Genomic DNA, 25,746 nt, shown 5'->3' on the forward strand with positions numbered 1-25,746 from the left:
GAGGTATGGTTCCCGCCTACGCTGGAGGTAGCAGGCGTATTGGCAATACCCATGGGGCCGTTGCCCATGTTCAGGAAAGGAATCCCCATATGTTCGATGGCCTTGGTCTGGTGGTGATACCAGCCGTCCTGACCCATTTCCCCCTCAATGCCGCCCTGCATCAAAGACGCCCGGTGGCGTAGGGACAGGGTCGCCAGCGTTTCGTCGATTTGTTCCTCAAACTCGGAAAAGGGTTCTTCTCCGATCACACCAGCCGCAAGTGCCGGCGGTGTCATCAGGGAAGCGCTCATCGTCAGGGCCAGCATAGCCGCCAGGAATCGTTTACGTGATCGCATTGACATTCATCCTCTCCTTCATCGTATAAACCTATTCTTCCTGTCCGTGTGTCCTACCTCTAATTTATAACCTCCTCTTCCAGTTTCTGATATCTTAATACTTGTATGCTAGTAAACGTTTACGGTGTTGTCAAGACTAACTCACGTTTTCTTTGTTTTATTGTATAGTTGTTATACTATTTTCGTATAAATTCTAGTCATAAAAACCATATTTTTTTAGTGGATTTAAGTCCACATTTTAACCGACGGTTTGCTTGTAAAGCTTTGGTAAAGTTCATTGATACCGGACGGAAAATCGCGTAAACTAACACAGAACAGAAATGAGGTGTCAGATATGAAATGTGGAATCGTGGACGTCGGTTCCAATACCATTCGCCTGTCCATCTACCAGTGGGAGGGCCGGCAGTTTAAATTGCTGATGAACAAAAAGGAAATGGCCGGTCTGGCCGGCTACATCCGCAACGGCCAATTGTCAGACAGCGGTATTCTGGTGGCCTGTCGGGTACTGGCGGATTTCAATGCCCTGCTGGATAATTTTGATATCTGTGACATACATGTTTTCGGCACAGCCTCTCTGCGCAACATCACAAATACCGAAGAGGCACTGGATACCATCGAAGCGGTAACCGGTATTCGGATCGAGGTGCTCTCCGGTGCAGATGAAGCCGCATTCTCCTTCCTGGGCGCTACGGTGGGGGGCGGTGCGCCGGCCTCCGGCCTGCTGGCCGACATCGGCGGCGGCTCCACAGAACTGGTGGCCTATACAAACGGCTCCATCACTTCCGGGTGCAGTCTTCCCATGGGTTCCCTTTCCCTGTTTACCCGCCACGTCTCCGGGCTCTTTCCCACCCGGGAAGAACGGCGTGCCATCCGCGCCCAGGTAGAGGCAGAACTGGAACAGGCCAAGACCCGCGGCATCCATTCTTCTCATCTCATTGGAGTCGGCGGTACGTTTCGGGCTGCGGCCAAGCTGTGCAACGACCTCTCCGGGGCTGACTCCAACAACCGTCTCATCCCCGCCGACGAGGTACGCGGGCTCTATAAGCGCCTTAAACACGGAGATCAGACCGCCCTGCGGCAGATTCTCCGCTCAGTCCCCGACCGGGTGCACACCATCCTGCCGGGTCTTGTAATTCTCAATGCAGTGCTCAAGCACTATGAGGTGGAAAACCTGTGTGTCTCCACCTGCGGAGTGCGGGAAGGATACCTGCTCCAGCGCGTAATGGGGGTGAACGGACATGTCTAAAACGGTCGATACCCGATACACGCAGGAGCGGGAGTTGTCCTGGCTGCGCTTTAACGAGCGGGTGCTGGCCGAAGCCAAGGATGAGACGGTGCCGCTGTTTGAGCGGCTGAAGTTTGCCGCTATCTTCACCAGCAATCTGGATGAGTTTTTCATGATTCGGGTGGGCTCCATCTACGACATGACCCTTTCCCGGCAAACCCATACCGACAGCAAAAGCGGCCTGACTCCCATGGAACAGCTGCAGGCGATCTGCAAAACTGTGCCCGGCCTGTACCGCCAGCGGGACAAAATTATCTCTCAGCTGGAGACCCGCCTGCGGGCCTGCAACATTTGCAGCCTTACCCCTGGCGAGCTGGACAGCAAGGAGCGCAAACAGGTGGAGCGCTGGTTCCGGGATTACGTGCAGCCTGTGCTCTCCCCCATGGTGGTGGACAGCCACCACCCCTTCCCTCACCTGCCCTCCAAAAGTCTGAACATCGTGCTCTCCCTCCGTCGAGAGGGGGAGCGCCGCTTCGGCCTGGTCCCGATTCCCAGGGCCCTGCCCCCCTTCTTCCAGCTGGAGGAGCGCGGGCTGCGCTACCTGCTGACGGAACAGGTGGTACTGGCTTATGCCGATACCCTGTTTGATACCTACACTGTAGAAGAAAAGCACGTGATCTCAGTCACCCGCAACGCCGACATCAGCCCCGAGGACGAGGACTACGATGTGGGGGAAGATTTTCGCGCACATATGCAGAAGGTGCTCAAAAAACGGGCCCGGCTGGCCCCCGTCCGGCTTGAAGTCCAGGGCCGCCCTTCCCAGGAAGTACTGGAGTATCTCTGTCAGCGCCTGGAACTGCCAGCAGAGCATGTTTTTCTGTCCAAAAGTCCCCTGGCCATGGGTTATGTATACGCTCTGGAGAGCAAACTGCCACCAGAGAGCGCGGCGGCGCTGTGTTACGACAAATACACCCCAAAATGGCCCGCCGGACTGAACCGGACGGAGAAGATGATCCCCCAGATCCTGCGGCGGGACGCGCTGCTGTTTTACCCCTACCACTCCATGGATCCCTTCCTGCACCTGGTGCGGGAAGCGGCCAACGATCCGGCTGTACTGGCGATCAAGATTACCATCTACCGTCTGGCCTCCACGGCCAAGCTGGTGGAGTATCTCGCTGCGGCGGCCGAGAACGGCAAGGACGTGACGGTACTCATGGAGCTGCGGGCCCGCTTCGATGAGCAGAACAACATCGCCTGGGCCCAGCGCCTGGAGGAAGCCGGTTGTACCATTCTTTACGGCTTTGAGCATTACAAAGTCCATTCCAAGATCTGCCTCATCACCCGGCGGGAACGGGGCCATATCCAGTACATCACCCAGATCGGTACGGGCAACTACAATGAAAAGACCGCTAAGCTCTACACCGACTTCTGCCTGATGACGGCCAACCCGGCCCTTGGGGCAGACGCCGCCGCTTTCTTCCAGAACATGTCCACCTCCAATCTGGAAGGGGAATATCAGCAGCTGCTGGTCGCTCCCAACAGCCTGAAAAGCCGGCTATTGACTCTGATAGACGGTGAGATTGCAAAGGCCCGCTCCGGCCGGCCGGCCCGGATCTTTATCAAGGTCAATTCGGTCACTGACCGTACACTCATCGACAAATTGGCCGAAGCCAGTCAGGCGGGCGTACCGGTCATACTGAACGTGCGGGGTATCTGCTGTCTGCGCCCCGGCGTCCCGGGACTCACCGACCACATCCGCGTCTTTTCCATTGTGGGCCGTTTTCTGGAACATCCGCGCATTTATGCCTTTGGGGTGGGGGAAGAGGCCAGCCTCTATATCGGTTCGGCTGACCTTATGACCCGCAATACCGAGCGCCGGGTGGAGATCGCCTGCCCGGTGCTGGACCCGACGGTCCGCCGCCAAATCCGTCACTATGTGGAGCTCTTCTGCGGAGATACTGTAAAGGCACGGAATCTGTGCGTGGATGGCTCTTATGCTCCGGTCCCGGTCTCCGAGGGCATACCCGGACTGGACGCACAGGCAGCCCTGATGGCGGAAGCGGAACAGGAAGCCCTGTCTACCGTTGCGCATCCTGCGGTGCCCCAATCGGGCCGCCCCAGTTTCCTGCAGCGGCTGACCGCCCGCTTCCGGCGATAACAGAAGGCCCCGGAATATTCCGGGGCCTTCTGTTGACAACTCTTTTTATCTGGGAGACAGCATGCGGAACTGCCGCGTGACCGCTGCACACAGCTCATTGTAATAGCGCAGATAGTTTTTCTTTGCCTGACGCTGGATGGCCTGGCGGGCCTGAAATTCCCGCCATTGCCCGCAGTTTTTGTGGCAGCCGCTGCAGTAGGCACTGCAGCCGTTCTGACAGGGAAGCATACGCATGGCTCCTTTCCGTGCCGGCCACCGTGGCCAGCTTATCTGCCCTGAGTGTACCGCAGCGTCCCGCCGCGCGCTATCGCGTTAAGGTAAATCTTTCGTCAAGTTCCAATGCAGTAAAAAAGAGGACGGGCCCTGCCCGTCCTCTTGCTTTTCTTCTTAACCCTTTACGTTCCCATAATAGTTCACCGTAATGGCGGACACCTCGGGTTCCACACTGATGTCGTTGGACACGGTGATGGTGCCGTCATACATCTGGCTGACCAAGGTCTTGTAGTCGTCCTGGGTGAAGCTGTCATCCCACTGGGTGGACTCCATGGGGATCTGGACGTAGTTGGCCTCGGGATCGCTGCCATCCACCAGACCCAGGGTATCCACCTTGCCGCCGTACTGCGCCCAGTTGCCGTTCAGGATGGTCTCGGTCAGCATGTGGTTGACCGTGGCGCTCAGGCCCTTCATGGCGGAAGTCACGGTCATGCCCTCGCCGTAGCCGCTGTCAATGATGGGGGCCTGATCCACGTCCACGCCGATGAGCTTGCCGTTCACCTTGGCCGCAGCTTCCGCCGCAGAGGTATAGATGCTGCCGCCGCTGGCAAACACGACCTCCACGCCCAGGTTCTGATACCAGTTGTCCATATAAGCGGTGATGTCGGCGTCACCGGCGAAGGCGTTGCCGTACACATATTCCACGGTCACATCCACGCCCAGCTCCGCCGCCGCAGCGTCGGCACCCTGAACGTAGCCATAACCGTAACGTACCACGGCGGGGACGGACATACCGCCCAGGAAGCCCAGGTGGGTATAGCCCAGCTTCACGGCAGCATAGCCGGCCATATAGCCGCACAGCTCTTCCTGATACACCGCGCAGTACACGTTTTCAGGGAGGGTATAGCTGCCCAGGTCGTCCTGAGACACGTCCAGCGCGATAAAGGTCACATCGGGATTGATGTCCGCCACCTGGGTGATGGTCTCACCAAAGGCAAAACCGGGCATAACCACTACATTATAGCCGTCGGCAACTGCGGCGTCTACCATAGCCACACGCTCAGCCGTAGAGTCCCCTGCGGGTTTGAAATACTCAAACGGTACATTATTCGCCTCGCAGAATGCGCTGCAGGCTTCATAGGTAGTCTGGTTAAAGGACTGGTCGGTGATGTCACCATAGTCGGTGATCATAGCGACTTTATACTCCGTCGCCGTCGGAGTCGTCTCCCCACCCGCGGCAGGGCTCTCTGCCGTACCGCTGTCACCGCCGGAGGTGCCGCTGCCGCAGGCAGCCAGAGCAAACACCATCGTCAGAGACAGCAGGAGCGCCAGGAGTTTTTTGGACTTCTTCAATGCGATCTACCTTCCTTTCAAACAAATGGCTCAGTTCGGTCCAGACCTGATGTCTTCTCCTCCCTGAGCTCGCCCTTATTATACGATATCCGCTCCAAAAGGGCAACCTTCATTTTACGGGTATACTACCATATTTACAAAGGCTTCACACATTGCCTCTCCGGGCCAACTCAATACCCCTTGGGCTGCTGTCCCTTTACTAGGGTGACGATGGCGCTGGTACCCAGGCGTTCGGCTCCCGCGCGCAGAAAATCCTCCGCATCCTGCAACGTCCGGATCCCACCGGCTGCCTTTACCTTCACATCCGGGCCTACATGCGCGCGGAAAAGGGCCACATCCTCCCGGGTGGCGCCGCCAGTGGAAAAACCGGTGGAGGTCTTGATATAATCGGCCCCCGCCTCGCTGACAATCTGGCAGAGCTTGAGCTTCTCCTCCTGCGTGAGCAGACAGGCCTCCACGATGACCTTCAGGATGCGCCCCTGGCAGGAGAGCTTGATGGCCCGGATCTCCTCCAGCAGATCCGACCAGCGCCCATCCTTTACCCAGCCCAGATTGATCACCATGTCGATCTCATCAGCGCCGTTGCGGATGGCATCCTCTGTCTCAAACACCTTTACCGCTGTGGTGGAATAGCCGTTGGGAAAACCGATGACCGTACAGATCTTGATCTCGTTGCCCACATGCTCTGCTGCCTGTTTCACATAGGCCGCCGGTATACATACCGAGGCACAGCCGTATTTGATCCCGTCGTCACATACAGTGCGGATCTGTCCCCAAGTCGCTTCCGGCTTGAGCAGCGTATGGTCACAGTGGGCCAGGATTTCCTTCACGTCCATAAACCTCATTCCTTTCTGCTTTTGATCCAATATACCTTCTGCCTCGCGGGGATATTTTATACCCCATCATTCTCCTGTGCAAGAACTTTCTACCCGAAACATCAGCAAAAACGCCGCCAGCAGGAATACCCCCGCCGCCAGCACGGAACGTATACCCAGCCATCCGCTGACCAGCGCGCCCAGCGCCGCCCCGGCCACAAAGCAGAGAATGATGCCGTAATACTGCCCCGCCCGGTGCCGGTGGTCCACCTCTCCCGTGGTAAAGTAGAGGAACAACCGTTCCGTCCCGCTGCGCAGGTTCCCGGTACACATTGTAGTGGCAAAGGCATTACCGTTCACTTTTCGGAAACTCTCTACCTGCATGGCGCAAATAAAGGAGACCAGCACATTGGCCAGGGCATTCAGCTGCTGTGGCAAAAAGGCCACCAGGATGAGCAGCAGCAGCTCAGCAGCCAGAACGGTTTGTCTCCAGTGCAGGCCTGCGTCGCGGCGGCGGCCGCGGCGCTTGAGCAGCTCAGCCACCACTACGCCCCCCGCAAAGGCCAGTACGGGGATCAGATAATGCACCGCCCGCTCCAGCCGTCCTTCGGCCAGCGATACCCCCAGCAGCACCAGGTTGCCTGTCTGGGCATTTGCAAACACGCCGCCGCGCACCAGATACGTATACGCATCCAGAAACCCGCCTGCCAGTGCCAGCAGCGCCCCCAGGCGGAACGTCTCGGACATCTGCCGCATCTTCTTATCTTCCATTGCCGTCATGCCTCCAGAAAGACGGGGGCGGGCCTGCGGCCCGCCCCCGTATCCTATCTCTCAAAATCAGAAAGGAAGCCCAAGCCCCCCGGTCAGCTGCTGCATGGAGGAGGCCGAATCGCTCTCCGCTGCCCGCAGCGCCTCATTGACCGCCGCTACGATCATGTCCTGAAGCATCTCCACATCCTCCGGATCCACCGCATCAGGATCGATCACGATCTCCTTGACCTCCCGCTTGCCGGTCACCGTGGCCGAAACCACTCCGCCGCCGGCAGCAGCGGTGTAGGTCTTGTTCTCCAGCTCCTGCTGCATCTTCATCATGTCCTGCTGCATCTTCTGGACCTGCTTCATCATGTTCATGTTCATACCGCCGCCCAGGCCGCCCATTCCGCGGCTGTTGAATCCCTTTGCCATAGGTCGCAACTCCTTCTGTTATTCCTGAATGATGATATTGTCAAATTGCCGGCTCATGGCCAGCAGATCTTCCAGATTGTCATGCTCCGGTGCAGCAGCGGGCGCGCTTTGCACCTGAGGCGGTTTTCCCACCTTGACCGCACAGCGGACCGAACCGCCCGTCTGGGCCGAGGCCAACCGCCCCAGCTCTTCCAGAAGCGACGCTCCGCTTACCATGCTCTTGGTAAACTCACTGTCCGTCCACAGCGTGAGCACGCCCCCCTCCAGCCGTCCCTGCACCATGGCGGGATTGCTGAGGAAGGGGTAGACCGCCGGAAAGCGCCCCCGAACAGCCATTACCAGGCCGGGCCAGAGCTCCGCGCCGCCTGACGGGGCTGCCGGCCGGGCAGATGGGGCAGGTGCCGACGCGGCCTTCACCGGCTCTGTCTGCTCTGCCGGAGATACCGGTTCGCCCGGCTCCTCCGGCAGCGGAGGCCGCTCCTCCTCCCAAGGTGGCCCTTCTTCCTGTACCGGGGCAGGCGCGGCGGGCGGCTGAACCGCCTTCACCGGCCGTTCCGGAACGGCACAGGCGGCCGGAATCCCTCCGGCCAGCAGTTCTTCCACCCGGGACAGCCTGGCATTGAGGGCCGCAGCACTCTCATCCAGTGCCGGATCGCACATCCGGATCAGGCACAGCTCCGCATCCGTCCGGCGGTTCCCACTGCGGGACAGGTCGGCCAGAGTGCTTTGAAGCAGCCCCAGCATCTGCACCAGCCGCGCCGTCTGAAAGGCGTTGGACAGCCGGCGCATCGTGTTTTCATCGTATCCGCCGGTAAGCAGGGCCGCGCCCCCCTGGGGCGCTGTCTTGCGGATCAGCAGATCCCGCGTCAGTGCGGACAGCTCACCCAGCAGGCTGCCCACTTCCTTGCCCGCACCGTACAGACGGGCCAAACTCTCCAGCGCGGCGGCCGTATCCCCCGCACCGATCTGCTCCATCAGGCGGGCCGTTTCCAGATTGCCAGCCAGCCCAAGCGCGTCCAGAATCTCGGCCTCACCGATGGCTCCCTCCGGTCTTGCACACTGGTCCAGCAGGGACAAGGCATCCCGCAGTCCGCCGTCGGCCAGCCGGGCCAGCAGCGCCGCCCCTTCGGGCTTCAGCTCCAGCCCTTCCTGCTTGGCCACATAGCTCAAGCGTCCGGCAATATCCCCGGGCAGGATGCGCTTAAAGGAAAATTGCTGACAGCGGGATTTGATGGTGGCAGGCACCTTGTGCAGCTCTGTGGTGGCCAGGATAAACATCAGATGGGCCGGCGGCTCTTCCAGAATCTTCAGCAGCGCGTTGAAGGCCGCTGTGGAGAGCATATGCACCTCATCCACGATATAAACCCGCTTGCGTACCGCCGCAGGGGTATAGACCGCCTCATCCCGCAGGGCACGGACCTGATCCACGCCGTTGTTGGAGGCGGCATCCAGTTCCAGCACATCCAGAATCGATCCACTCTCGATCCCCAGGCAGGAAGGACACTGGTTGCACGGGTTGCCGTTTACCGGATGCTCACAGTTCACCGCCCGGGCCAGGATTTTGGCGCAGGTGGTTTTACCCGTACCGCGGGTACCGGTAAACAGATAGGCATGGCTCAGCCGCCCGGTCTCCACCTGGCGCTTGAGGGTGTCGGTAATATGGGACTGGCCCACCACATCGTCAAAGGTGCGGGGCCGCCATTTGCGGTACAGAGCCTGATACAAGGCGGTCACCTCAAATCACAGTCAAAGAAAAAAAGAGAGGCGAGGATGCGGAAAGCCGCGTCGCTTCGCCCCTCTTTCGCCGGTTCCGGCACATGGCAAGACCGCACACCGGCCTTTGGAATCAACGCTATGTCCGTTACCCAGGCAGCTGGCTCAGGAGCGGGAACCCCGCGGCACAGGCTGCGGTCCGCTTAGTGCTGCTCGGTTCCCCGCCTGACACGGTTCACGGGGCTGCCTTGCGCAGGACCGATCCATCATCGCTGCTCACCTGGGTCAGACGACACATCGCAGTTCCGGGGGCCGGGATTCATCCCTGCTGTAGCGGGTTGCAGGTACAGGGCACCGCTAACTCCCCGACTAGTGCGGCCTTGCCGTGAGCCGGACGCATATGCGCCGTCCACAGGAAGGCTGTCTTTGATATCATACATCATTTTCTCCCATTTAGCAATATCACTTTTGATTTTTTTAAAAAGGGTCTTTACAACCGGCCAATTTATGCTATAATATCTGAGTGTTCAGCCGCATGGGCCTGTAGCTCAGCTGGGAGAGCGTTCGGTTCGCATCCGAGAGGTCGACGGTTCGATCCCGTTCAGGTCCACCACACTCGGGAGATCTCATTTTGAGATTTCCCGAGTTTTTTTATGCTTTCAGGGTGCGCAATAGTATACACTCGTGACCCTTTCCGGGTGTAGGAAGTCGAAGAACTGTGTGACTCTGGTTTCGAATTTCACTTCGATCTCAAAATCCTTCCCGATATTCACCCGCTCAATGAGTTGCCGCAGGATCATCTTTTTTCCCTCGATACTGCTCCCCGCATAAGGTCGGCCCAGGACATAATCTTATCATACTCCTTTTGGACGGCAACGGCAGTGTTCTTCAGATCAGCCGCTTCTTTCTTGGCCTGTTCCAATTCCTGTGCCGGCGCCGCTATACAGATCCGTGGCGGTATCCAGTTTTTCAATCAGCCCACGGTAGTCCATAATCAAGCCGTAGTCTTTTTCCTCATAGAGACGGTTGGTGCGGGCAATGATCTGACGCAGACTATGTTCTTTCAACTCCCTGTCGATGTAGAACACCTGGCAGATGGTTGCATCCCATTGATTGAGCAGAGACAAGCTATATCGCTCACCGCTCTTCCGTTCGCCCGAAGTGTTACCGCAATTCCCGGTCCCATTTCAGAAATGTGACCGTGGGATATTCGTCGGACAAAATGTCTGCCATCAGGTTGGTCCCACAGATAAAAAAGTGGTGGGTTTCCTCCGAAACAAGGTAGTTTTCTTCCCGGAACTTGGTCAGATGCTCAGAGGACTCGCTGATGTAGAAGGTCCAGAGCGCCCAGTCCGGCGTTTTCTCAGACACCCAAAGTTCCGGGCGGTAGCTCTCGTCGGTGACGGTGTAGGAGACGATCCGGTCCCACACCAGCCGGAGAGCCCGCTCCGACCGCTTCTCCTCTTGAAAATGGTCGGGGCGCAAGAGGACCACAAAGCCCTTCTCCCCTTCAAATCCGATCTTCTCCACATCATAGACTTCGTCCACATCCCGGTGTGGGACCCACTTTCTGAAATTTTCCCAGAAATGATGTTCCAGCATGGCTCTGCGCTCCTTTCCGGTCAGTCACCCATCCCTTCAAATTTCAGCTGAAAGGCTCCTGTAATCGTCTGGCGCGTTTCAATATCCGGTCGTATCACGGTTTCTTTTCCCTCGTTCTTCTGTCCATGACACTCTTCAAAAATTGCAGGTAATAGGCAAGGATGCCAAGCCCCAACAGAAGAAAGGCAACCCTTCTGAGAAGGCTTTGGCCCTCTATCACAAAAACCAGCAGAAAAAGGCTTGCAATGACGAGCAGAAACAGAAGGGATATGAGGAGCATGCAGATGATTCGAATCGTCCTGGATGTCTGCTCCGACTGGGCCACATCCATAACTGCTTGCAACAAAGCCTCCAGCCACATAGAGAGCCCCCTCTCACACCAGAAGCCATTTCTGGCCGTCCGGCATAGGCCAGACGCTCCCCGGCATCCGCTCCAGCACTTTGCCTGTCTTAACATCCCGTACCAGGACCTCATCCCGGTAGTCCGGGTCCTCATACCATTTTTCCGTGTACATTCTGTCCCCGTCCAGAAGGACAAAGCTCTCACAGTCCTCCAGTACAAACTCCCGGCGCTCCGGCCAGAGAATATAGAATCGGTTACCCTGGGGAGCTCTGGTCAAGAGAAGGGGCGATGTCTTCAACATCAGATTATAGCAATCCCCCGCCAGGGCGAGAGGCAGCACCGCCAGCGGATCAGCCTTCCCCGTTGTCCCATCAAAGGTCAGGATATGGATTTTCTCTTTGGGAAAGTCAACCATAAGCAAGGCCACCTTGCCGTCGCAGTACACTGGTTTTCCCAGATACTGCCCGGGTTGCGTATGGACTGGTTCATAGACGCTCCCCTCCGGGTAGCGAATCAGGATGCCCCGGTTTCGCTGAATGGGGTGTTTGTCCCGGTAGAGGTCTCCCGCCTCGTAAAGATCTCCTCCCGTATAGTCCATGCCCCAGTACCATTCGCTGCTGCCGGCCAACGGCTCCAGATAGGTGATCCCCTTTGTGATAATCTGTTTCATGCCGTATCCTCCCCGGCCATACCATGTTTTGCTCTGGTTCTGATTGGCAAAGTCATTCGTAATACGCCGACATTCCACTGTAACTCACTTGATATCCTGATGTTTCAAAAGCCTCAAACCAACCAAAATAGATAAAATAAGATAGCCGCACAACACAGCGAAGCTCGGCAAGAATGACAGCAAATCATTCGATGCCGCATAAACAGACGGCATATGCGTAGAGAGTTTGATAAAATCCAGGTCAATATGAATTCTCAAAAATCCCAAAACCATTTCCAAAATTTGGGGGATGTTGGGAATTGCAAGGCCGAAAACAACGCCTGTAATTGCATTTCTGGTGTAGATCGTCGTTGTGAGGGCAAAGCTGATGTGCGCCATCACAAAAAGAATGCGTGCTATCACGGAAAGCGCATAGTAACCAGGATAGGAAATTGCCCCCACACCAAATCGGCTGCCCGCAAGAACTCCCATAAAGATGCCGCCGATCAGCATTACCAATAGATATGCCGCGGATATTGCAAAAACGATGGAGAAATAGTATTGTTTCCTGGCGATACCTCGTCCTATGATATTTTTCATTACGCCAGAACGATAAGTTTCTGCAACCGTATTCGCTGTCAGCAGCATGAAAACATAAAGGATGATATCACTACCCAAAAATGTATCAAACAGCCCCTCTATCCCCATAACAGGGTTCGATGCAGAGGCCAGGGAAAAAGAAAGCCGGATCGATGCAACCAGAAAAATACAGCTGAGTGCAAGGCATCCGAAAAAGAAACGGTCTTTTTTCAGCTGATAAATGTGTCCGCGAATTAGATTTTTCATACTGCTTGCCCTCCTGAAAGCTTTTCGACAAAAAATTTCTCAATGTCTTCCTCGTTTGTCCCCAAACCACATACACGCACTTTGTTTTCCACCAGGAATTGGTTAAGGTCCGCCGGATTAATTTTTTCATGCAAATGCAAGCTCTGATTGGAAAGAACTTCACATCGGACATCCGGATAACGGGAGGCAATGAGTGTTTTTGCATCTTGCAAATATTCCGGCTCAACCGTAACCCGGACGCCGCTGCTGCATGCATGTTCCAGCGTTTCTTTGCTAAACTCATCAATCAGGCATCCGCCTTCAATAATCGCGTAATCCGTCGCCAGTTTATATAATTCACTTAGAATATGGCTGGCGATCATGATAGTGGTGCCATTTTCACGATTTAATGTCTCCAGCATTTTACGCATCTCATAGACGCCCTCCGGGTCAAGGCCATTGATCGGCTCATCGAGGATGAGAAAATCGGGATTTCCCAGCAACGAAATTGCAATGCCCAATCGCTGCTTCATTCCCAGAGAAAATTGGCGCGCTTTCTTTTTTTCAGCGTTTTGCAATCCAACCATTTCCAGTATTTTACGATAATCTTGAGATTGGAGGCCAAACAGCAGCGAAAAATAGCGCAGATTTTCCAATGCAGTCATGTGCTCGTAGATGCCCGGTTTTTCAATCAGCATCCCCATGTTATTCCGTACCGCATCACCATTTGACTTTCCCTGCAAGGTATAACTGCCTTCACTCTGCTGCGTTAAGCCGCAGATAATACGCATAAGCGTGGTTTTTCCGGCTCCGTTCTTTCCCACCAAACCATAGATCGACTTTTTCGGCACATGAATACTCACATGATCCAGAACCGTTTTTGTTCCGTAGACTTTTGACAGGTTATCTGTTTGCAAAATATATTCCATATCATCGCCGCCTTTACTGTATTTAAAAATCAATTTAAGTTCCAAACAAGCTGGTTAACAGGCTATGCTTTCTGGGCGTGGACCTGTCCATATTTCGATCGTGTGTTGGAATCGTATCATAGAAGGCTGAGGAAACACTCGAAGATTTTCTTAAGTTTTCTTAATTTCCGAATGCAAAATGCCTCTTTGGATTTACAGTCCCCCAATTTCGAACCTGTGGACCGCTCAGAAATGACCTGTTTTACTCCGCTCTCAGAGTTACAGTACAGGCAAGCAAAGACATAAAAACGCTCCCCCGTCCCTGTCGGTGAAAAACACCGGCAAGGGCTGGGGAGCGTTTCTGCCACAGAACCTACCACGCACCGTCCCAGGCAGGACCACATCAATAATATACCTTGTAATCCAATAGGGTCAGAATCAGGAATCCATCACCGTTTTTTCAGCCGTTCAATACTCGGCACCTTGCGGCAAGGCGCAATCGCACACCCCCGAGAAATTAACCACTATTCCATGCTCTGAGTCGTCTTGGTTTCCCGCAGCTCCCAGTGTGATACAGCCCGGCAATGTACCTATCATTTTTTTACAAAAAGAGCCCGTATAGCATTCAGAACCGCCAGAATCATGACGCCTACATCAGCAAAGACTGCCAGCCACATATTGGCAAATCCAAAAGCAACCAACACCAGGCAAAGCAGCTTGACACCGATGGCCACCACGATGTTCTGATACACAATGCCCAGGCACTTGCGCGAGATTTTGATGGCCTTGGCGATCTGCATGGGATCATCGTCCATCAGCACCACATCTGCGGCCTCAATAGCGGCGTCCGAACCCATGGCGCCCATGGCGATGCCGATGTCGGCCCGGGCCAGTACAGGTGCGTCGTTGATACCGTCCCCCACAAAAGCCAGCTTTTCCTTGCCCTGCTTCCGGGCGAGGAGCTCCTCCACTTTTTCCACCTTGTCGGCCGGGAGCAGCTGACTGTATACCTGATCCACCTCCAGCTCTGCCGCTACCTGAGCGGCCACCCGCTCGGCATCGCCGGTGAGCATCACCGTCTTGTGTACCCCAGCGGACTTCAATGCCTGGATAGCCTGCTTGGAGGTGGACTTTACCATATCAGAGATAACAATGTGCCCTGCATATTGTCCGTCAATTGCCACATGAACGATGGTCCCCACGCTGTGACAGCTGATGTAGGGAATCCCCAGACGTTCCATCAGCTTATCGTTGCCAGCCGCCACGGTGTGGCCGTCCACCACAGCGGTAACTCCGTTGCCGCCGATTTCCTGGATCTGAGATACCCGACTGCGGTCCATTTCCTTACCATAGGCACGCTGCAGGCTCTTGCTGATGGGATGGCTGGAGGCCGACTCCGCCAGCGCGGCGTACTCCACCAATTTGGCGTTTTCCATCTCGCTGTGGTGAATCCCGTTGACCTCAAAGACCCCCTGGGTCAAGGTGCCTGTTTTATCAAACACCACAATGCGAGCTTGTGACAGAGACTCCAGATAGTTGGAGCCCTTTACCAGAACACCGACCTTGCTGGCTCCACCGATGCCGGCAAAGAAGCTCAGAGGAATGCTGATGACCAGGGCGCAGGGGCAGCTGGCCACCAGGAAAGTAAGGGCCCGGTAGATCCAGGTCTCCCAGGCGGGAGATTGTCCCAACCCCAGCATGAGCACCAGCGGCGGGAGAATGGCCAGCGCCAGGGCGGCATAGCACACGGCAGGGGTATAGATCCGGGCAAAGCGGGAGATAAAGTCCTCCGACTTGGACTTGTGGGAGGAGGCATTTTCCACCAGATCCAGGATCTTGGACACGGTGGACTCTCCAGCCCCCTTGGTCGTCTGGACCTTTAACAGCCCAGTCATGTTGATGCATCCGCTGATGATGGCGTCTCCCGGCTGCACCTCCCGGGGCAGCGATTCTCCGGTGAGGGCGGCAGTATCCAACGTAGAGGTTCCCTCCACCACCGTGCCGTCGATGGGCACTTTTTCTCCCGGCTGTATCACGATGACGGACCCGATGTTCACCTCATCCGGATCCACCTGTTCCAGCTTTCCGCCCCGCTCTACATTGGCATAGTCGGGCCGGATGTCCATGAGGTCGCTGATGTTCCGGCGGCTCTTCCCCACAGCGTAGCTCTGGAACCACTCACCAACCTGATAGAACAGCATCACCGCGATGGATTCCAGATAGTCCCCGTTTTCATAGACCGCCAGGGCCAGTGCTCCCAGAGTGGCCACCGCCATCAGAAAGTTTTCATCAAACACCTGACCATTGCAGATGCCTTTATAGGCCTTCCGCAGGATATCATAGCCAATGACCATGTAGTCCACCAGGTAGAGAGCCAGCCGCAGCCACCGGGCTGCTCCCCCCAGCGAATCAAAGGCTGCTCCCCCCAAAGACTGAAGTCCCAATAGCAATACCGTCGCCGCCAGGATGCGCCAGAGCATGAGCTTTTGTTTTTTTGTCATACCGCTGCCGGGCTTCTGGCCAATGAGCCGCAGCACCGCCGCCAGAAGGGCTACCGCAACCAGCAGGATATTTACAATTCGTTCCTGCATCGTCTATGCTCCTTTCCAACCGGCTCCTTACAAAAAGATCTCGCAGTCGGGTTCCACTTTTTTGCAGGCCTTGGCCACATCCTGCATGACGCCGGCAGGCTCGTGGCCCTCTTCAAACTCTACGCTCATCTTCTGGGTCATAAAGTTCACGGTGGCTGTCTGAACACCGGACGTCTTGCGGGCGGCCTCCTCCATCCGGTTGGCACAGTTAGCGCAGTCCACTTCAATCTTATAAGTCTTTTTCATCCTGAACACTCCTCTTCAAATTCATTACAACAATTAAGCAAATGTTTAATTGTATTGTCATCATATCCGGAGAACCTCACGCCGTCAATGCTTTGGGGCAATATCCTTCCATTTGGGTAAATGGTTCTTCTGTTTGGGCAAAGTATAACTGCGGCCTATCATCGGTGGAACACGAAAAAGCGGCTCCGAGAGGAGAACCCTCCCAGAGCCGCTGACAGAGCAGATTACTCAAATTTTCTATCATAAAGCAGTGCCGCAATCAGTACTACAAAGCAAGAACCCGCATTATGCACCAATGCGCCGGTTGTAGGGGTCAATACTTCCATAAGAGAAAGAAGGATTGCCACAAAGTTAATGCACATGGACAGGAGAATACTTGCCTTGATTGTTTTTACGGTCGCATTGGACAACCGCTTCAGATAAGGAATCTTAGAAATATCATCGCTCATCAAGGCAACATCGGCGGCATCCACGGCAATATCGCTGCCCATGCTGCCCATCGCTACACTGACATCAGCGGTTTTTAACGCCGGTGCGTCATTGACGCCATCACCAATCATACAGACTTTACGGCCTTCTCCCTGTAACGTTTCAATGCTCCGCACTTTTTCTTCCGGCAGCAACTCTGCCCGCACTTCAGAAATCCCCACCTGATTTGCAAGGTAATTTGCCGTCCTTTTGTGGTCACCGGTCAGCAGGACCGTACGGATACACATATCAGACAAGCGGGAAACGATATTCTTTGCTTGCGGACGCAGTACATCGGACAGGGCGATCACACCAATGCACTGATTTCGCTCTGCCACCAGAATCAACGCTTTCCCCTGTGTACGCAGCTGTTCCAATACAGATAAAATCGTTTCATCAATTGAAACTCCGTTTTCGTTTAGGAATTTCTCATTTCCGCAAAGCAACCTACGGTTTTGTACCTCTGCAAAAATTCCCTTCCCAGTGGTCATTTTGAACGAAGTGGATTCCCCAAACGCAACTCCCTTTGTTTTGGCATAAGCGACAATCGCTTTCCCCAGGGGATGTTCGCTTTTCGCTTCGGCAGAAGCAGCCAAAGAGAGCAGCGACATTTCACTGAGCGTTTCATCAAAGGTGAGAATATCACTGACCTCTAAACGGCCACAGGTCAAGGTGCCGGTCTTGTCAAACGCAATCGTGTCTACTTTCCCCATTTTTTCAAGGGCTTCACCTGACTTGATGATGACACCGTGTTTGGTCGCCTGACCGATTGCCGCCATAATGGCGGTGGGAGTTGCCAGCACGAGCGCGCAAGGACAGAATACAACCAATACCGTGACTGCGGTGACAATATTCCCGGTAAATATATAGGCCAATACAGCAATCAGCAGCGCAACCGGCACCAGCCAACTTGCTACTCGGTCAGCAATGCGCTGCATGGGAGCCTGCTTGTATTCAGCCTCCTGCACCATACGAATCAATTTTTTCAGAGAACTGTCTTCGCCAACTTTTGTCGCTGAAATATCAATAGCGCCGAAACAGTTGATTGTGCCGCAAAAGACTTCTTCTCCTACCCCCTTGTCCACCGGCAGGGATTCCCCGGTCATAATAGACTGGTCAACGGAAGTTTCGCCGCGTATAATTTTCCCGTCCACAGGAATGGTTTCGCCGGGAAGAATTCGAAGAAGATCTCCCTGCAGGATTTCCTCGGCAGGTATCTGTTCCTCTTTACCATGTCTCAGTCTGCGCCCTTTTGTCGGCGCAAGGCTAATCAGCTTTTTAAGTCCTTTTTTTGCTCGGTTTGTGGTGGCTTCCTCCAAAAGAGCGCCGATTGCCATAATGAACACAACTTCTCCTGCCGCAAACAAATCTCCGATTGCAATGGCCGCAACCATGGCAATGCAAATCAAAAGAGCCGAAGAAATTTTGCTGATACCGGGATTGTAAATGACTCTCCAGATCGCCAGATACAAAAGCGGGATACCGCTGATCACAATCGTTACCCATGCGGGATCAAACGGAAAAAACGCAACGTGTGATTCCGCCCCTCCAAACTCGTTCATCAGGTGGGGAACCAAAGCAAATAGCAGGAACACGCCGGACACCATTGTCATAGGCAATCCTGCGAGGAACTCATTGATTTTCTTTGCCATAACGAATCCTCCCATCTGCACACCATTCCCAATGTCCAATTCCTTGACGAACGCCTTTGCTTTTCGTACAATAAATTTGTTATCGAACACTTTGTTCTCTTTTATTGTATGTAGGAAGTGAAACAAACGCAACGGATAATCGTGTCTCTTTGTTTTGTACAGAACATTTTTGAAAAATTGTACGGGAGGAGTTACGATGGACAGGCGCCAGCAGAAAACAAGGGCCGCTATTTTTGCTGCATTCAGCACCCTTTTGGCCGAAAAAAATTATAATAAAATCACCGTGCAGGAAATCATAGATACTGCCAACATAGGCAGGACGACTTTTTACGCACACTTTGAAACCAAAGATGATTTACTGAAAGCCTTATGCGAAGATCTTTTCGGGCACATTGTCAGCAGCGCCATTGACTGCACTCATACACATGGGCTATATTCTGAACAAAGCGCCCCGGAATCTGTGTTCTGCCACTTATTGCAGCACTTGCAAGAAAACGACAAGAATATTATCGGGTTGCTTTCCAGTGAAAGCAGTGAAATTTTTCTTCGTTATTTCAAAGACAGTTTGAATGGGTTAGTACGGTCGCAATTTGTAAATCAAAACAGGAAGAATAATACGGACCTACCACAAGACTTTCTCATCAACCATATCTCCGGCAGTTTTGTAGAAATGGTGCTGTGGTGGATCAAGGGCAGGATGAAGCAGAAACCAGAGGAGCTGGACGGATATTTTCGGGCCGTAATGGAACCAATTCTGTGACCTTTAAACAATTAAAATAAACTTGTCGCAAAATATAATTCTGAAAAATCAGGTCAAACAAAAAGTTGCCGGGAAAACCAAAAGCATTGGTTCTCGGCAACTTTTATCCGTTTTTGATTTATTTGGCCTAAATGTTTCATTTTCTGACAGGCCCTTTGCTTTTATTGCGGTATTATGTTCTCGTTCGCTTACCGGTATTTTCCGACCCCCGAACCTCCTCGTGGTAGAAATAGTCCACAATTACCGGGTGGCCTGGCTCCGCCCGGCCATAGGGCAGCTCGTTGTCCACAAAGGGGCAGCCATTCTCCCCTGCCAGTCTGGCCGCCTGCGCCTCAAGTCCCCGGAAATAGCTCCGGTCGCCCTTTTGATAGATCGCCTGATAGAACGGTATTAAGTCTGGGTGTTTTTCCTGGATGTAGCCCAAAATCTCCTGCTTGAATCCGCCCCGCAGGTTCAGATTTTCCAGCCAGACCAGATCGCACTGATTCTTCACCCGATGGAAGATTGCCTCAAAATCCGTGATGCCAGGAAATACCGGTGCGATGAAGCAGACGGTTCGGATGCCTGCGTCGTAGACCTGCTTCATGGCTCGGAGCCGCCGCTCAATGCTCACCGCCTTGTCCATATCCGCCCGAAAATTCTCATCCAGGGTATTGATGGACCAGGAGACGGTCGCCTTCCCCATCTCCTTAAGCAAGTCAATGTCCTGCACTACCAGGTCGGACTTGGTACAGATGAGAATCTCCGCCCCGCTGCCCTTCAGCTGCTCCAGCAGTTTGCGGGTGTTTTGGAACTGCTCCTCCTGGGGAAGATAGCCGTCGGTCACCGAGCCGATGACCACTCGCTGTCCCCGGTATTTCCGGGGGTTCTTAATCTCCGGCCAGTGTTTTACATCCAGAAACGTACCCCAGGGCTCAGTATGCCCGGTAAAGCGCTTCATAAAGGAGGCGTAGCAGTAGCGACAGCCGTGGGTACAGCCCACATAGGGATTTACGGAATATCCTCCCACCGGCAGGCTGGATTTGGTCATGATATTTTTGGTCTGCACATCCCGGATCAGAATGCTATTTTCCACTATTTCTGCCATTTTACTTATTCCTCCAACACCCGGCAGAAAGCCAAGGGCCATTCCTGTCTCCTCTGCTTCTCTTCCATGATGAGCAGCAGTTCTTTCTTCGACCATCCACCCCATCTCTGCGAGCGCCACTGGATCAATACCGTTAGGTGAGCTGGCAACTCTGCGGCCGACGGTACAACCGATACCGGGATCTCCCCAGTGGTTTTCGGCTTCAGCCTTCCACTGCCGGGGCAATTTTTCCGAAGCCGTTCCAGGCATAGAGGCCTTTCTTGCTCTCATCGCCCAGGAACTTGTCCACCTGGCAGATATGCAGGATGTGGTCGCCCACCTCCACAGCCTGCTGCAGAGTGGCCACCATGGCAAGGCGGGTATCCGCTGGGATCTGAATGTCGCTGCCCTCTACGGCAGCCATCTCGATGTGGTTCTCAGCAACTTTATTGGTAGTCGCACCTGTGGAGCTTCCGCAGGCCACCACGGCCTGGGTCAGGCTCTCCCCCGGAACGGTCACGATCACCTTGCCGGTCTCACGCACCCGCTTGCCGGTGTGGGACTGCTTGCCGGCGGCAAAGCCGATCATAGGCGGGTCAAAGGACAGGTAGGACACAAAGCAGATGGGGGCCAGGTTGGTCGTGCCGTCCTCGTTCTGAGAACAGATCAGGGTCAGCGGATTGGGGGAGGTAAGGACCGTTGCCTCCATGATGTTCCGTTCTTTCATAAATCAGTGCCTCACTCTCTCTATGTTATGTTCTGTAATTGACATGCCGTTTTGATGTCGATATAATTATTATACTTAGAAGAAATAAAGGTGCAAGTACGCAGAATATTTGTACCTAGTACGAAAAATCATACCGACAGAGAGAGGGCTATTCCATGAACCAGCTCATGACCTATGAGGAATTTCAAAACCGGGTGGGCAGCGTCATCCTGACAGAAAGCGGAAACTGCCCGGTTACGCCGGTGGTCCAGATGCTCCAGGGGAAATGGAAGCTCCAGATCATCTATGAGCTGTGTATTCAATCTCCCATGCGGTTTGGGGAGCTGAAGAAAATGCTCAAACCCATCACCAACACCATGCTTACCAACGCATTGAAAGAGCTGGAGGCAGACGGTCTGGTACACCGGGAGCAGTACAACGAGATCCCGCCCCGGGTGGAGTATTCCCTGACGGAAAAGGGAAGGGATCTGCTGCCAATTTTCTATGCCATCTCCCAGTGGGGCATGAAGTATATTCCTTGAACAAACAATCCTCGAGGATTCCGTCCAGAATATAAAAAGCACCGGAATGATTTGACGGTCTGTCAAATCATTCCGGTGTTTTTTATAAGGAAACCGTACTCAAATCGATCTTGTCGGCCTCTGTAACCGGTCTTAATGGGCGGCAGGGCGTTCCTGCGGCCACAACTCCCGCCGGAATATCCCGGGTCACCACGCTCCCGGCGCCAATAATGGAGCCCTTCCCGATGGTGACCCCACCGCATATCACGGCATTGGCGCCGATCCACACATCATCCTCCAGTGTGATGGGGGCCGATGTGGTAATCGCATCGGCCCGCTGCCGGGCATCCACGGCATGGCCGACACAGCTGATACACACGCCGGGGGCAATAAAGGCGTTGGCGCCGATATGCACCGGGGAGGTATCCAGAATCACACAGTTATAATTGATAAACGCCAACCCGTGGGTATGGATATTGAACCCATAATCACAGCGAAACCCAGGCATCACAAAGGTTTTCGGATCACAGGTACCAAACAGCTTTCCTAAAATCTCTCTGCGCCGCTCCTCCTGCCCCGGCGGCAGCTGATTATACTCCCAACACAGCTGCTCAGCATTTTCCTTCAGACTTTGCGGGAGATGAAAGTTATACACGCTGTACGGAGTACTGCTTGTCAAAAGCTCCATCGGTTCCATGTCAGTTTCACGCACCTTTCCTCTGTTTATATCCATTCATGTCAGATACTCAGAAATTCCAGCAGTTCTGCTTTCCGCGCGGAAAAATCCCGCAGCCCCAAATCATACAGTTCCCGTTCCGCATCCTCTTTCATGGAGTAAGTCCCCACATGGATGGGCTCGCTGGCAGCAAAGACAAAGGCGGTCCCCTCCCGCTCCAGAGAAAACACATCCTTCAGGTTGTCGTTGTACACCACATGACGGCGCTCAATGGCATCCACAATGTTGGGGTAACTGCGGCAGGCCCGCCGGTACAGCCTGCGCATCCCCTGAGGCTTTCGTACATAGTCCCGATTCTTGGAGAGAATGACCACCAGCTTCTCACAGCCCTGCTCCAGGGCGCGGCGGACCGGGATGGCATCGGTCAGACCCCCATCAAAGTAGGGCACCCCGTTGAGCTCCACCGGATGGCAGGCAACCGGGATGGCACTGGAGGCCATGATCAAGCGGTAATCATCCTGCTCCATCCTCTCCCGCCCATAATACTCCGGCGCTCCTGTGAGCGCGTTTGTGACTACAACCTCATATTCCGACGGATTTTTCATCAGAGCGGGAAAATCCAGCGGATCCTCTCCCTCCCTGCGGGTCAGTTCACCATAGATGTACTTCAATCCAAACAGATCTCCGGTTTTCAGCAGGCTTCTCAGGCCAAAATAATCCGGCGAATGAATGTGTTTAGTAAAAAAGCGAAGGTTCCTCCCTCTCTGCCCCGCCAGATAGGATGCCAGATTTCCCGAGCCACCGGATACGCCGATGCAATAATCAAAGGTGATCCCTTCATCCAGAAAGGCATCCAGAATCCCGGCGTTATAGGCGCACTTCATCCCGCCGCCTTCCACGACCAGTCCAATCTTTTTCTGCTGTTTCGTAGTCAACATCTCCTCACGAGATAATTTCCTGCCCTGATTCCAGGGCCAGTTTCTCTAGTTTCTTATAATATTGGTCTATGATGGCCTGCAGGGTAATGGTCTGCATTTTCTGTTCGGCAGCCTCCTGGATCTCCTGGTAAAAGTCCGCAATGCTCAACTGAACATAGATCCCCACACCACATTCCGGATTGGTATCGATATCCCAGTGAAGCAGTGGCTTATTACCCTCCACCGCCCGGTAGACATCCAGTACCGTGATCTTGTCCGGATTTCGGGTCAATTCTGCATTGGCCTGTCCCTGTGTGCTGGTAATAAGGCCGGCGTTCTTCAGCGCAGCCATCAGCTGGCGGATATAGGCCGGGTTTGTTTTTACACTTTCCGCAATTTTAGCGCTTGTGATCCGCTGGCCGGCCCCCATACTGAGAAAGGCCAATATATGAAGTGCGTCGCTCAACTTGGTCGAGTATTTCATAGGCTCACCTCAAAAATTTTTAATCGCCCACTTGTAATTTATAAAATAACATGATATGCTTGCAACATGTAATTTTTATAATAACATGTAGGAGGAACCATGTCAACCATGCTGCTGACCCCCAAAACATCCATTGATCCCGCCGTCCACCGTCAAAATGTGCAGGTCTTGCTGGAAAAAATCGCTGGAGCCGATGCCATTTTGGTGGGTGCCGCAGCGGGTATGTCTGCTTCCTGCGGCTTCCACTTTTTCTATCAAAACGACGCTATATTCGAACAATACTTGGGAGACTTTCACCGTAAATATGGATTTACCGGTGCCTTCCATGGATTTTACTATCGTTATCCGTCCCCGGAGGCACACTGGGCGTTTCTTGCCCGGATGGGGTACATGGAGTATGAATGCCCCACAGGTCAGCCCTATTACGACCTGATGAAGCTGCTCCAGGGCAGGAATTACCACATTATGACCACCAACCAGGACTTCCAGTTTACCCGTGTGGTATCAGAAGACAAGCTGAGCGCCATCCAAGGGGACTCCCGGTACTACCAGTGCAGCCGCCGCTGCCACGATGAGATCTATTGGAACAAAGAGATGGTTTATGAAATGAACGATGCGATTGACGAAAATCTCTGTATCCCGTCAGAATTGATCCCCCGGTGTCCCAGATGCGGCGCGGAGATGGAGCCCTGGGTGCGGGGCTATACCTTTTTGGAGGGCAAGAAGTACAAGGATGAATATCGCAAAATCAATGCGTTCCTGACTGCCAATCAGGATAAAAAAATTCTCTTTCTGGAGTTGGGGGTAGGCCGCATGACCCCCATGTTTATTCAGGAGCCCTTTTGGAACCTGACCTATTCCCTGCCTCAGGCATATTACATCACCATTAACCCAAACGACGCGCTTCTGCCCCAGGAGTTGTCTCAAAAAGGTTGGGCCATCAAAGAGGATATTGCCGCAGTACTGCGGGATGCGGCTGCATGCATGTCTGGAAAGGGGGACTGCGTATGTATGATCTGAAACCGATTGCAGAAAAAGTCCATGGGGCGGACGCCATCTTGATTGGAGCCAGCAATGGCCTGTCCATCACCGAGGGGCTGCACCTCTTTGCGGATAACCAGGCATTTGCGGACTTGTTCGGCGACTTTAAGGATAAGTACGGCCTACGGTGCCTGCTGCACGGGATGGGAGCCCGCTGGCCCTCGGAAGAAGTAAAGTGGGCCTTCTGGAGCCGGCTGATTCATCATTACTGTGGACAATATCAGCCCACACAGGTCATGCAGGACTTGAACGCAATCGTGGACAGCAAGGATTCTTTTGTCGTCACTTCCAACGGGGAATGCCATTTTGAGCTCAGCGGTTTTGCCCCGGAAAAAATCTATGAAATAGAGGGAACCTGGCTGACCATGCAGTGCGCCCGCCCCTGCCATGATACCCTCTATCCCACCTTGGAATGGGCGGAGCGGATGGCGGCCGCTGAACAGGGTGGCAGAATCCCCTCTCATTTGGTGCCCCGGTGTCCCCGCTGCGGCGGCCCCATGGAGGTTCATATGGCAGCAGGGTCAAATATGGTTCCGGACCATGGCGCCAGGCAGAGATTCCAGAAATTTCTGAACCAATACCACGAGAAACGGCTGGTTGTACTGGAGTTGGGCATCGGCTGGCACAACCAGCTCATCAAAGCGCCGCTGATGCGTCTGGTGGCCCGGGAACCAAACGCCGTCTATATCACCATCAATCTGGGCGAGGTCTACATTACGGATACGATCAAAGACAAATCCTTCGGCCTGGACGGACCGCTTGGCGAAGTTTTGTCCGCTCTCCGGGAGCAGATGTGCACTGTTGACCGCAAGGTGCAAATCGGTGACTTCCCCCACGACGCAGGACTAAAACAGGAATAAGTTTGCATCCGCACCTGCCTGTGGTATGATAAGCCAAACAGGAGGGTGATCCGATGCAAACCACATCTTTGCCTCACGACCATGGACAATCCATGGAGCAAGAACTGCAGAACATGCCAAGTGTGGAAAATTTTCAGACACTGTCAGATATTTTTAAGCAGCTGGGAGACGGAAGCCGCCTGCGTATTTTCTGGCTGCTGTGCCACTGCGAGGAGTGTGTGCTCAATCTCTCCGCCATGGTAGGGATGAGCAGTCCGGCTGTATCCCACCACCTCAAGCTGCTGAGAGCTGCCGGTTTGATCGTCAACCGCAGGGCGGGAAAAGAGGTCTATTATACCGCTGCAGGCACAGAGCAGGCCCAGCTGCTCCACCACATGATCGAAGACTTGGTGGTCATCGCCTGCCCGTCAGAACAAACTCTGTGAGGAAAATCC

Annotated in this window: 28 protein-coding genes, 1 tRNA gene and 1 other RNA gene; 8 read left to right on the forward strand and 22 right to left on the reverse strand. The window is 54.2% G+C overall.

Translation table 11 applies throughout. The features are described 5' to 3' along the window. The coding region (locus tag WMO45_RS11880) for a hypothetical protein (RefSeq protein ID WP_349141001.1) at positions 1-335 on the reverse strand (335 nt) is incomplete at its 3' end. Positions 336-669: 334 nt separating this feature from the next. Between WMO45_RS11880 and WMO45_RS11885 the strand changes: the two genes are divergently transcribed. Beyond that, positions 670-1,581 (forward strand): Ppx/GppA phosphatase family protein, encoded by a 912-nt coding sequence (locus WMO45_RS11885; protein WP_349141002.1) that lies wholly within the window; start codon positions 670-672, stop codon positions 1,579-1,581. Further along, positions 1,574-3,718 (forward strand): polyphosphate kinase 1, encoded by a 2,145-nt coding sequence (gene ppk1, locus WMO45_RS11890; protein WP_349141004.1) that lies wholly within the window; start codon positions 1,574-1,576, stop codon positions 3,716-3,718. Before WMO45_RS11885 ends, ppk1 begins: the two co-directional genes overlap by 8 nt. A gap of 45 nt (positions 3,719-3,763) precedes the next feature. Here the strand turns inward: ppk1 and WMO45_RS11895 are convergent, their stop codons facing one another. The 7 genes from WMO45_RS11895 to ffs form a co-directional block, all read right to left on the reverse strand. Then, on the reverse strand, positions 3,764-3,946 hold the full coding sequence (locus WMO45_RS11895) for a hypothetical protein (RefSeq protein ID WP_349141005.1): 183 nt from the start codon (positions 3,944-3,946) through the stop codon (positions 3,764-3,766). A gap of 159 nt (positions 3,947-4,105) precedes the next feature. Further along, positions 4,106-5,284: a BMP family lipoprotein gene (locus tag WMO45_RS11900; protein WP_349141006.1), complete on the reverse strand. Its 1,179-nt coding sequence runs from the start codon at positions 5,282-5,284 to the stop codon at positions 4,106-4,108. Between the two features lie 170 nt (positions 5,285-5,454). After that, entirely contained in the window at positions 5,455-6,120 is a 666-nt protein-coding gene (gene deoC, locus WMO45_RS11905; RefSeq protein WP_349141007.1) for a deoxyribose-phosphate aldolase, read from the reverse strand. Between the two features lie 66 nt (positions 6,121-6,186). Beyond that, positions 6,187-6,870 carry a YoaK family protein gene (locus WMO45_RS11910; protein WP_349141009.1) on the reverse strand — a complete coding sequence of 228 codons (684 nt, stop codon included), beginning with the start codon at positions 6,868-6,870 and terminating at the stop codon, positions 6,187-6,189. 66 nt (positions 6,871-6,936) lie between these two features. Continuing rightward, the gene (locus tag WMO45_RS11915) at positions 6,937-7,284 is read right to left on the reverse strand and encodes a YbaB/EbfC family nucleoid-associated protein (protein WP_349141010.1); all 348 of its coding nucleotides are present in this window, start codon (positions 7,282-7,284) and stop codon (positions 6,937-6,939) included. 18 nt (positions 7,285-7,302) lie between these two features. Further along, entirely contained in the window at positions 7,303-9,009 is a 1,707-nt protein-coding gene (dnaX, locus tag WMO45_RS11920; RefSeq protein ID WP_349141011.1) for a DNA polymerase III subunit gamma/tau, read from the reverse strand. Positions 9,010-9,110: 101 nt separating this feature from the next. After that, positions 9,111-9,375: signal recognition particle sRNA large type (ffs, locus tag WMO45_RS11925), an RNA gene on the reverse strand. A 159-nt stretch (positions 9,376-9,534) separates the two neighbouring features. On the opposite strand from ffs, the gene WMO45_RS11930 reads away from it, so the two are divergent. Then, positions 9,535-9,610: transfer RNA gene (locus WMO45_RS11930), tRNA-Ala, on the forward strand. Positions 9,611-9,890: 280 nt separating this feature from the next. Here the strand turns inward: WMO45_RS11930 and WMO45_RS11935 are convergent. The 9 genes from WMO45_RS11935 to WMO45_RS11975 all read right to left on the reverse strand — a co-directional run bounded on the left by WMO45_RS11935 (position 9,891) and on the right by WMO45_RS11975 (position 18,281). Then, positions 9,891-10,124, reverse strand: coding sequence for a type I restriction enzyme subunit R domain-containing protein (locus WMO45_RS11935; protein ID WP_349141012.1), 234 nt, complete (start codon positions 10,122-10,124; stop codon positions 9,891-9,893). Positions 10,125-10,161: 37 nt separating this feature from the next. Next, on the reverse strand, positions 10,162-10,599 hold the full coding sequence (locus WMO45_RS11940; protein ID WP_349141013.1) for a hypothetical protein: 438 nt from the start codon (positions 10,597-10,599) through the stop codon (positions 10,162-10,164). 20 nt (positions 10,600-10,619) lie between these two features. Next, entirely contained in the window at positions 10,620-10,958 is a 339-nt protein-coding gene (locus WMO45_RS11945; protein ID WP_349141014.1) for a hypothetical protein, read from the reverse strand. A 15-nt stretch (positions 10,959-10,973) separates the two neighbouring features. Then, positions 10,974-11,612 carry a hypothetical protein gene (locus WMO45_RS11950; protein WP_349141015.1) on the reverse strand — a complete coding sequence of 213 codons (639 nt, stop codon included), beginning with the start codon at positions 11,610-11,612 and terminating at the stop codon, positions 10,974-10,976. Between the two features lie 84 nt (positions 11,613-11,696). After that, a complete protein-coding gene (locus WMO45_RS11955) occupies positions 11,697-12,437 on the reverse strand; it encodes a hypothetical protein (RefSeq protein ID WP_349141016.1) in 741 nt (246 codons plus the stop codon). Further along, a complete protein-coding gene (locus WMO45_RS11960; protein ID WP_349141017.1) occupies positions 12,434-13,345 on the reverse strand; it encodes an ATP-binding cassette domain-containing protein in 912 nt (303 codons plus the stop codon). The genes WMO45_RS11955 and WMO45_RS11960 overlap by 4 nt, the downstream gene beginning before the upstream one ends. Before the next feature lie 572 nt (positions 13,346-13,917). Continuing rightward, positions 13,918-15,915, reverse strand: coding sequence for a heavy metal translocating P-type ATPase (locus WMO45_RS11965; protein WP_349141018.1), 1,998 nt, complete (start codon positions 15,913-15,915; stop codon positions 13,918-13,920). Positions 15,916-15,942: 27 nt separating this feature from the next. Then, positions 15,943-16,161 (reverse strand): cation transporter, encoded by a 219-nt coding sequence (locus WMO45_RS11970; protein ID WP_349141020.1) that lies wholly within the window; start codon positions 16,159-16,161, stop codon positions 15,943-15,945. 224 nt (positions 16,162-16,385) lie between these two features. Then, complete coding sequence (locus tag WMO45_RS11975) at positions 16,386-18,281, reverse strand: heavy metal translocating P-type ATPase (RefSeq protein WP_349141021.1); 1,896 nt, start codon at positions 18,279-18,281, stop codon at positions 16,386-16,388. 196 nt (positions 18,282-18,477) lie between these two features. Here WMO45_RS11975 and WMO45_RS11980 point away from each other — a divergent pair, with 196 nt between their 5' ends. Further along, a complete protein-coding gene (locus WMO45_RS11980; RefSeq protein WP_349141022.1) occupies positions 18,478-19,041 on the forward strand; it encodes a TetR/AcrR family transcriptional regulator in 564 nt (187 codons plus the stop codon). A gap of 172 nt (positions 19,042-19,213) precedes the next feature. Here the strand turns inward: WMO45_RS11980 and WMO45_RS11985 are convergent, their stop codons facing one another. Continuing rightward, positions 19,214-20,128 (reverse strand): radical SAM mobile pair protein B, encoded by a 915-nt coding sequence (locus tag WMO45_RS11985; protein WP_349141023.1) that lies wholly within the window; start codon positions 20,126-20,128, stop codon positions 19,214-19,216. Positions 20,129-20,330: 202 nt separating this feature from the next. Next, complete coding sequence (locus tag WMO45_RS11990; protein WP_349141024.1) at positions 20,331-20,834, reverse strand: flavin reductase family protein; 504 nt, start codon at positions 20,832-20,834, stop codon at positions 20,331-20,333. 155 nt (positions 20,835-20,989) lie between these two features. Here WMO45_RS11990 and WMO45_RS11995 point away from each other — a divergent pair, with 155 nt between their 5' ends. Further along, positions 20,990-21,355 carry a winged helix-turn-helix transcriptional regulator gene (locus WMO45_RS11995; RefSeq protein ID WP_349141026.1) on the forward strand — a complete coding sequence of 122 codons (366 nt, stop codon included), beginning with the start codon at positions 20,990-20,992 and terminating at the stop codon, positions 21,353-21,355. 82 nt (positions 21,356-21,437) lie between these two features. Here the strand turns inward: WMO45_RS11995 and WMO45_RS12000 are convergent, their stop codons facing one another. The 3 genes from WMO45_RS12000 to WMO45_RS12010 are packed head-to-tail and all read right to left on the reverse strand — an operon-like array spanning position 21,438 to position 23,411. Next, on the reverse strand, positions 21,438-22,031 hold the full coding sequence (locus WMO45_RS12000; protein WP_349141027.1) for a sugar O-acetyltransferase: 594 nt from the start codon (positions 22,029-22,031) through the stop codon (positions 21,438-21,440). 41 nt (positions 22,032-22,072) lie between these two features. Continuing rightward, positions 22,073-22,948, reverse strand: a complete 876-nt coding sequence (locus tag WMO45_RS12005) for a patatin-like phospholipase family protein (protein ID WP_349141028.1) — start codon at positions 22,946-22,948, stop codon at positions 22,073-22,075. 4 nt (positions 22,949-22,952) lie between these two features. After that, positions 22,953-23,411, reverse strand: coding sequence for an Rrf2 family transcriptional regulator (locus WMO45_RS12010; protein WP_349141030.1), 459 nt, complete (start codon positions 23,409-23,411; stop codon positions 22,953-22,955). Positions 23,412-23,510: 99 nt separating this feature from the next. Here WMO45_RS12010 and WMO45_RS12015 point away from each other — a divergent pair, with 99 nt between their 5' ends. The 3 genes from WMO45_RS12015 to WMO45_RS12025 are packed head-to-tail and all read left to right on the forward strand — an operon-like array spanning position 23,511 to position 25,737. Beyond that, positions 23,511-24,431, forward strand: coding sequence for an SIR2 family NAD-dependent protein deacylase (locus WMO45_RS12015; RefSeq protein ID WP_349141031.1), 921 nt, complete (start codon positions 23,511-23,513; stop codon positions 24,429-24,431). After that, positions 24,419-25,312 carry an SIR2 family NAD-dependent protein deacylase gene (locus WMO45_RS12020; protein WP_349141032.1) on the forward strand — a complete coding sequence of 298 codons (894 nt, stop codon included), beginning with the start codon at positions 24,419-24,421 and terminating at the stop codon, positions 25,310-25,312. The genes WMO45_RS12015 and WMO45_RS12020 overlap by 13 nt, the downstream gene beginning before the upstream one ends. Before the next feature lie 53 nt (positions 25,313-25,365). Next, positions 25,366-25,737 (forward strand): ArsR/SmtB family transcription factor, encoded by a 372-nt coding sequence (locus WMO45_RS12025; protein WP_349141033.1) that lies wholly within the window; start codon positions 25,366-25,368, stop codon positions 25,735-25,737. Positions 25,738-25,746: the final 9 nt, after the last annotated feature.

It is taken from the genome of Flavonifractor hominis (assembly GCF_040095835.1).
GTDB classification, from domain to species: Bacteria; Bacillota; Clostridia; order Oscillospirales; family Oscillospiraceae; genus Flavonifractor; species Flavonifractor hominis.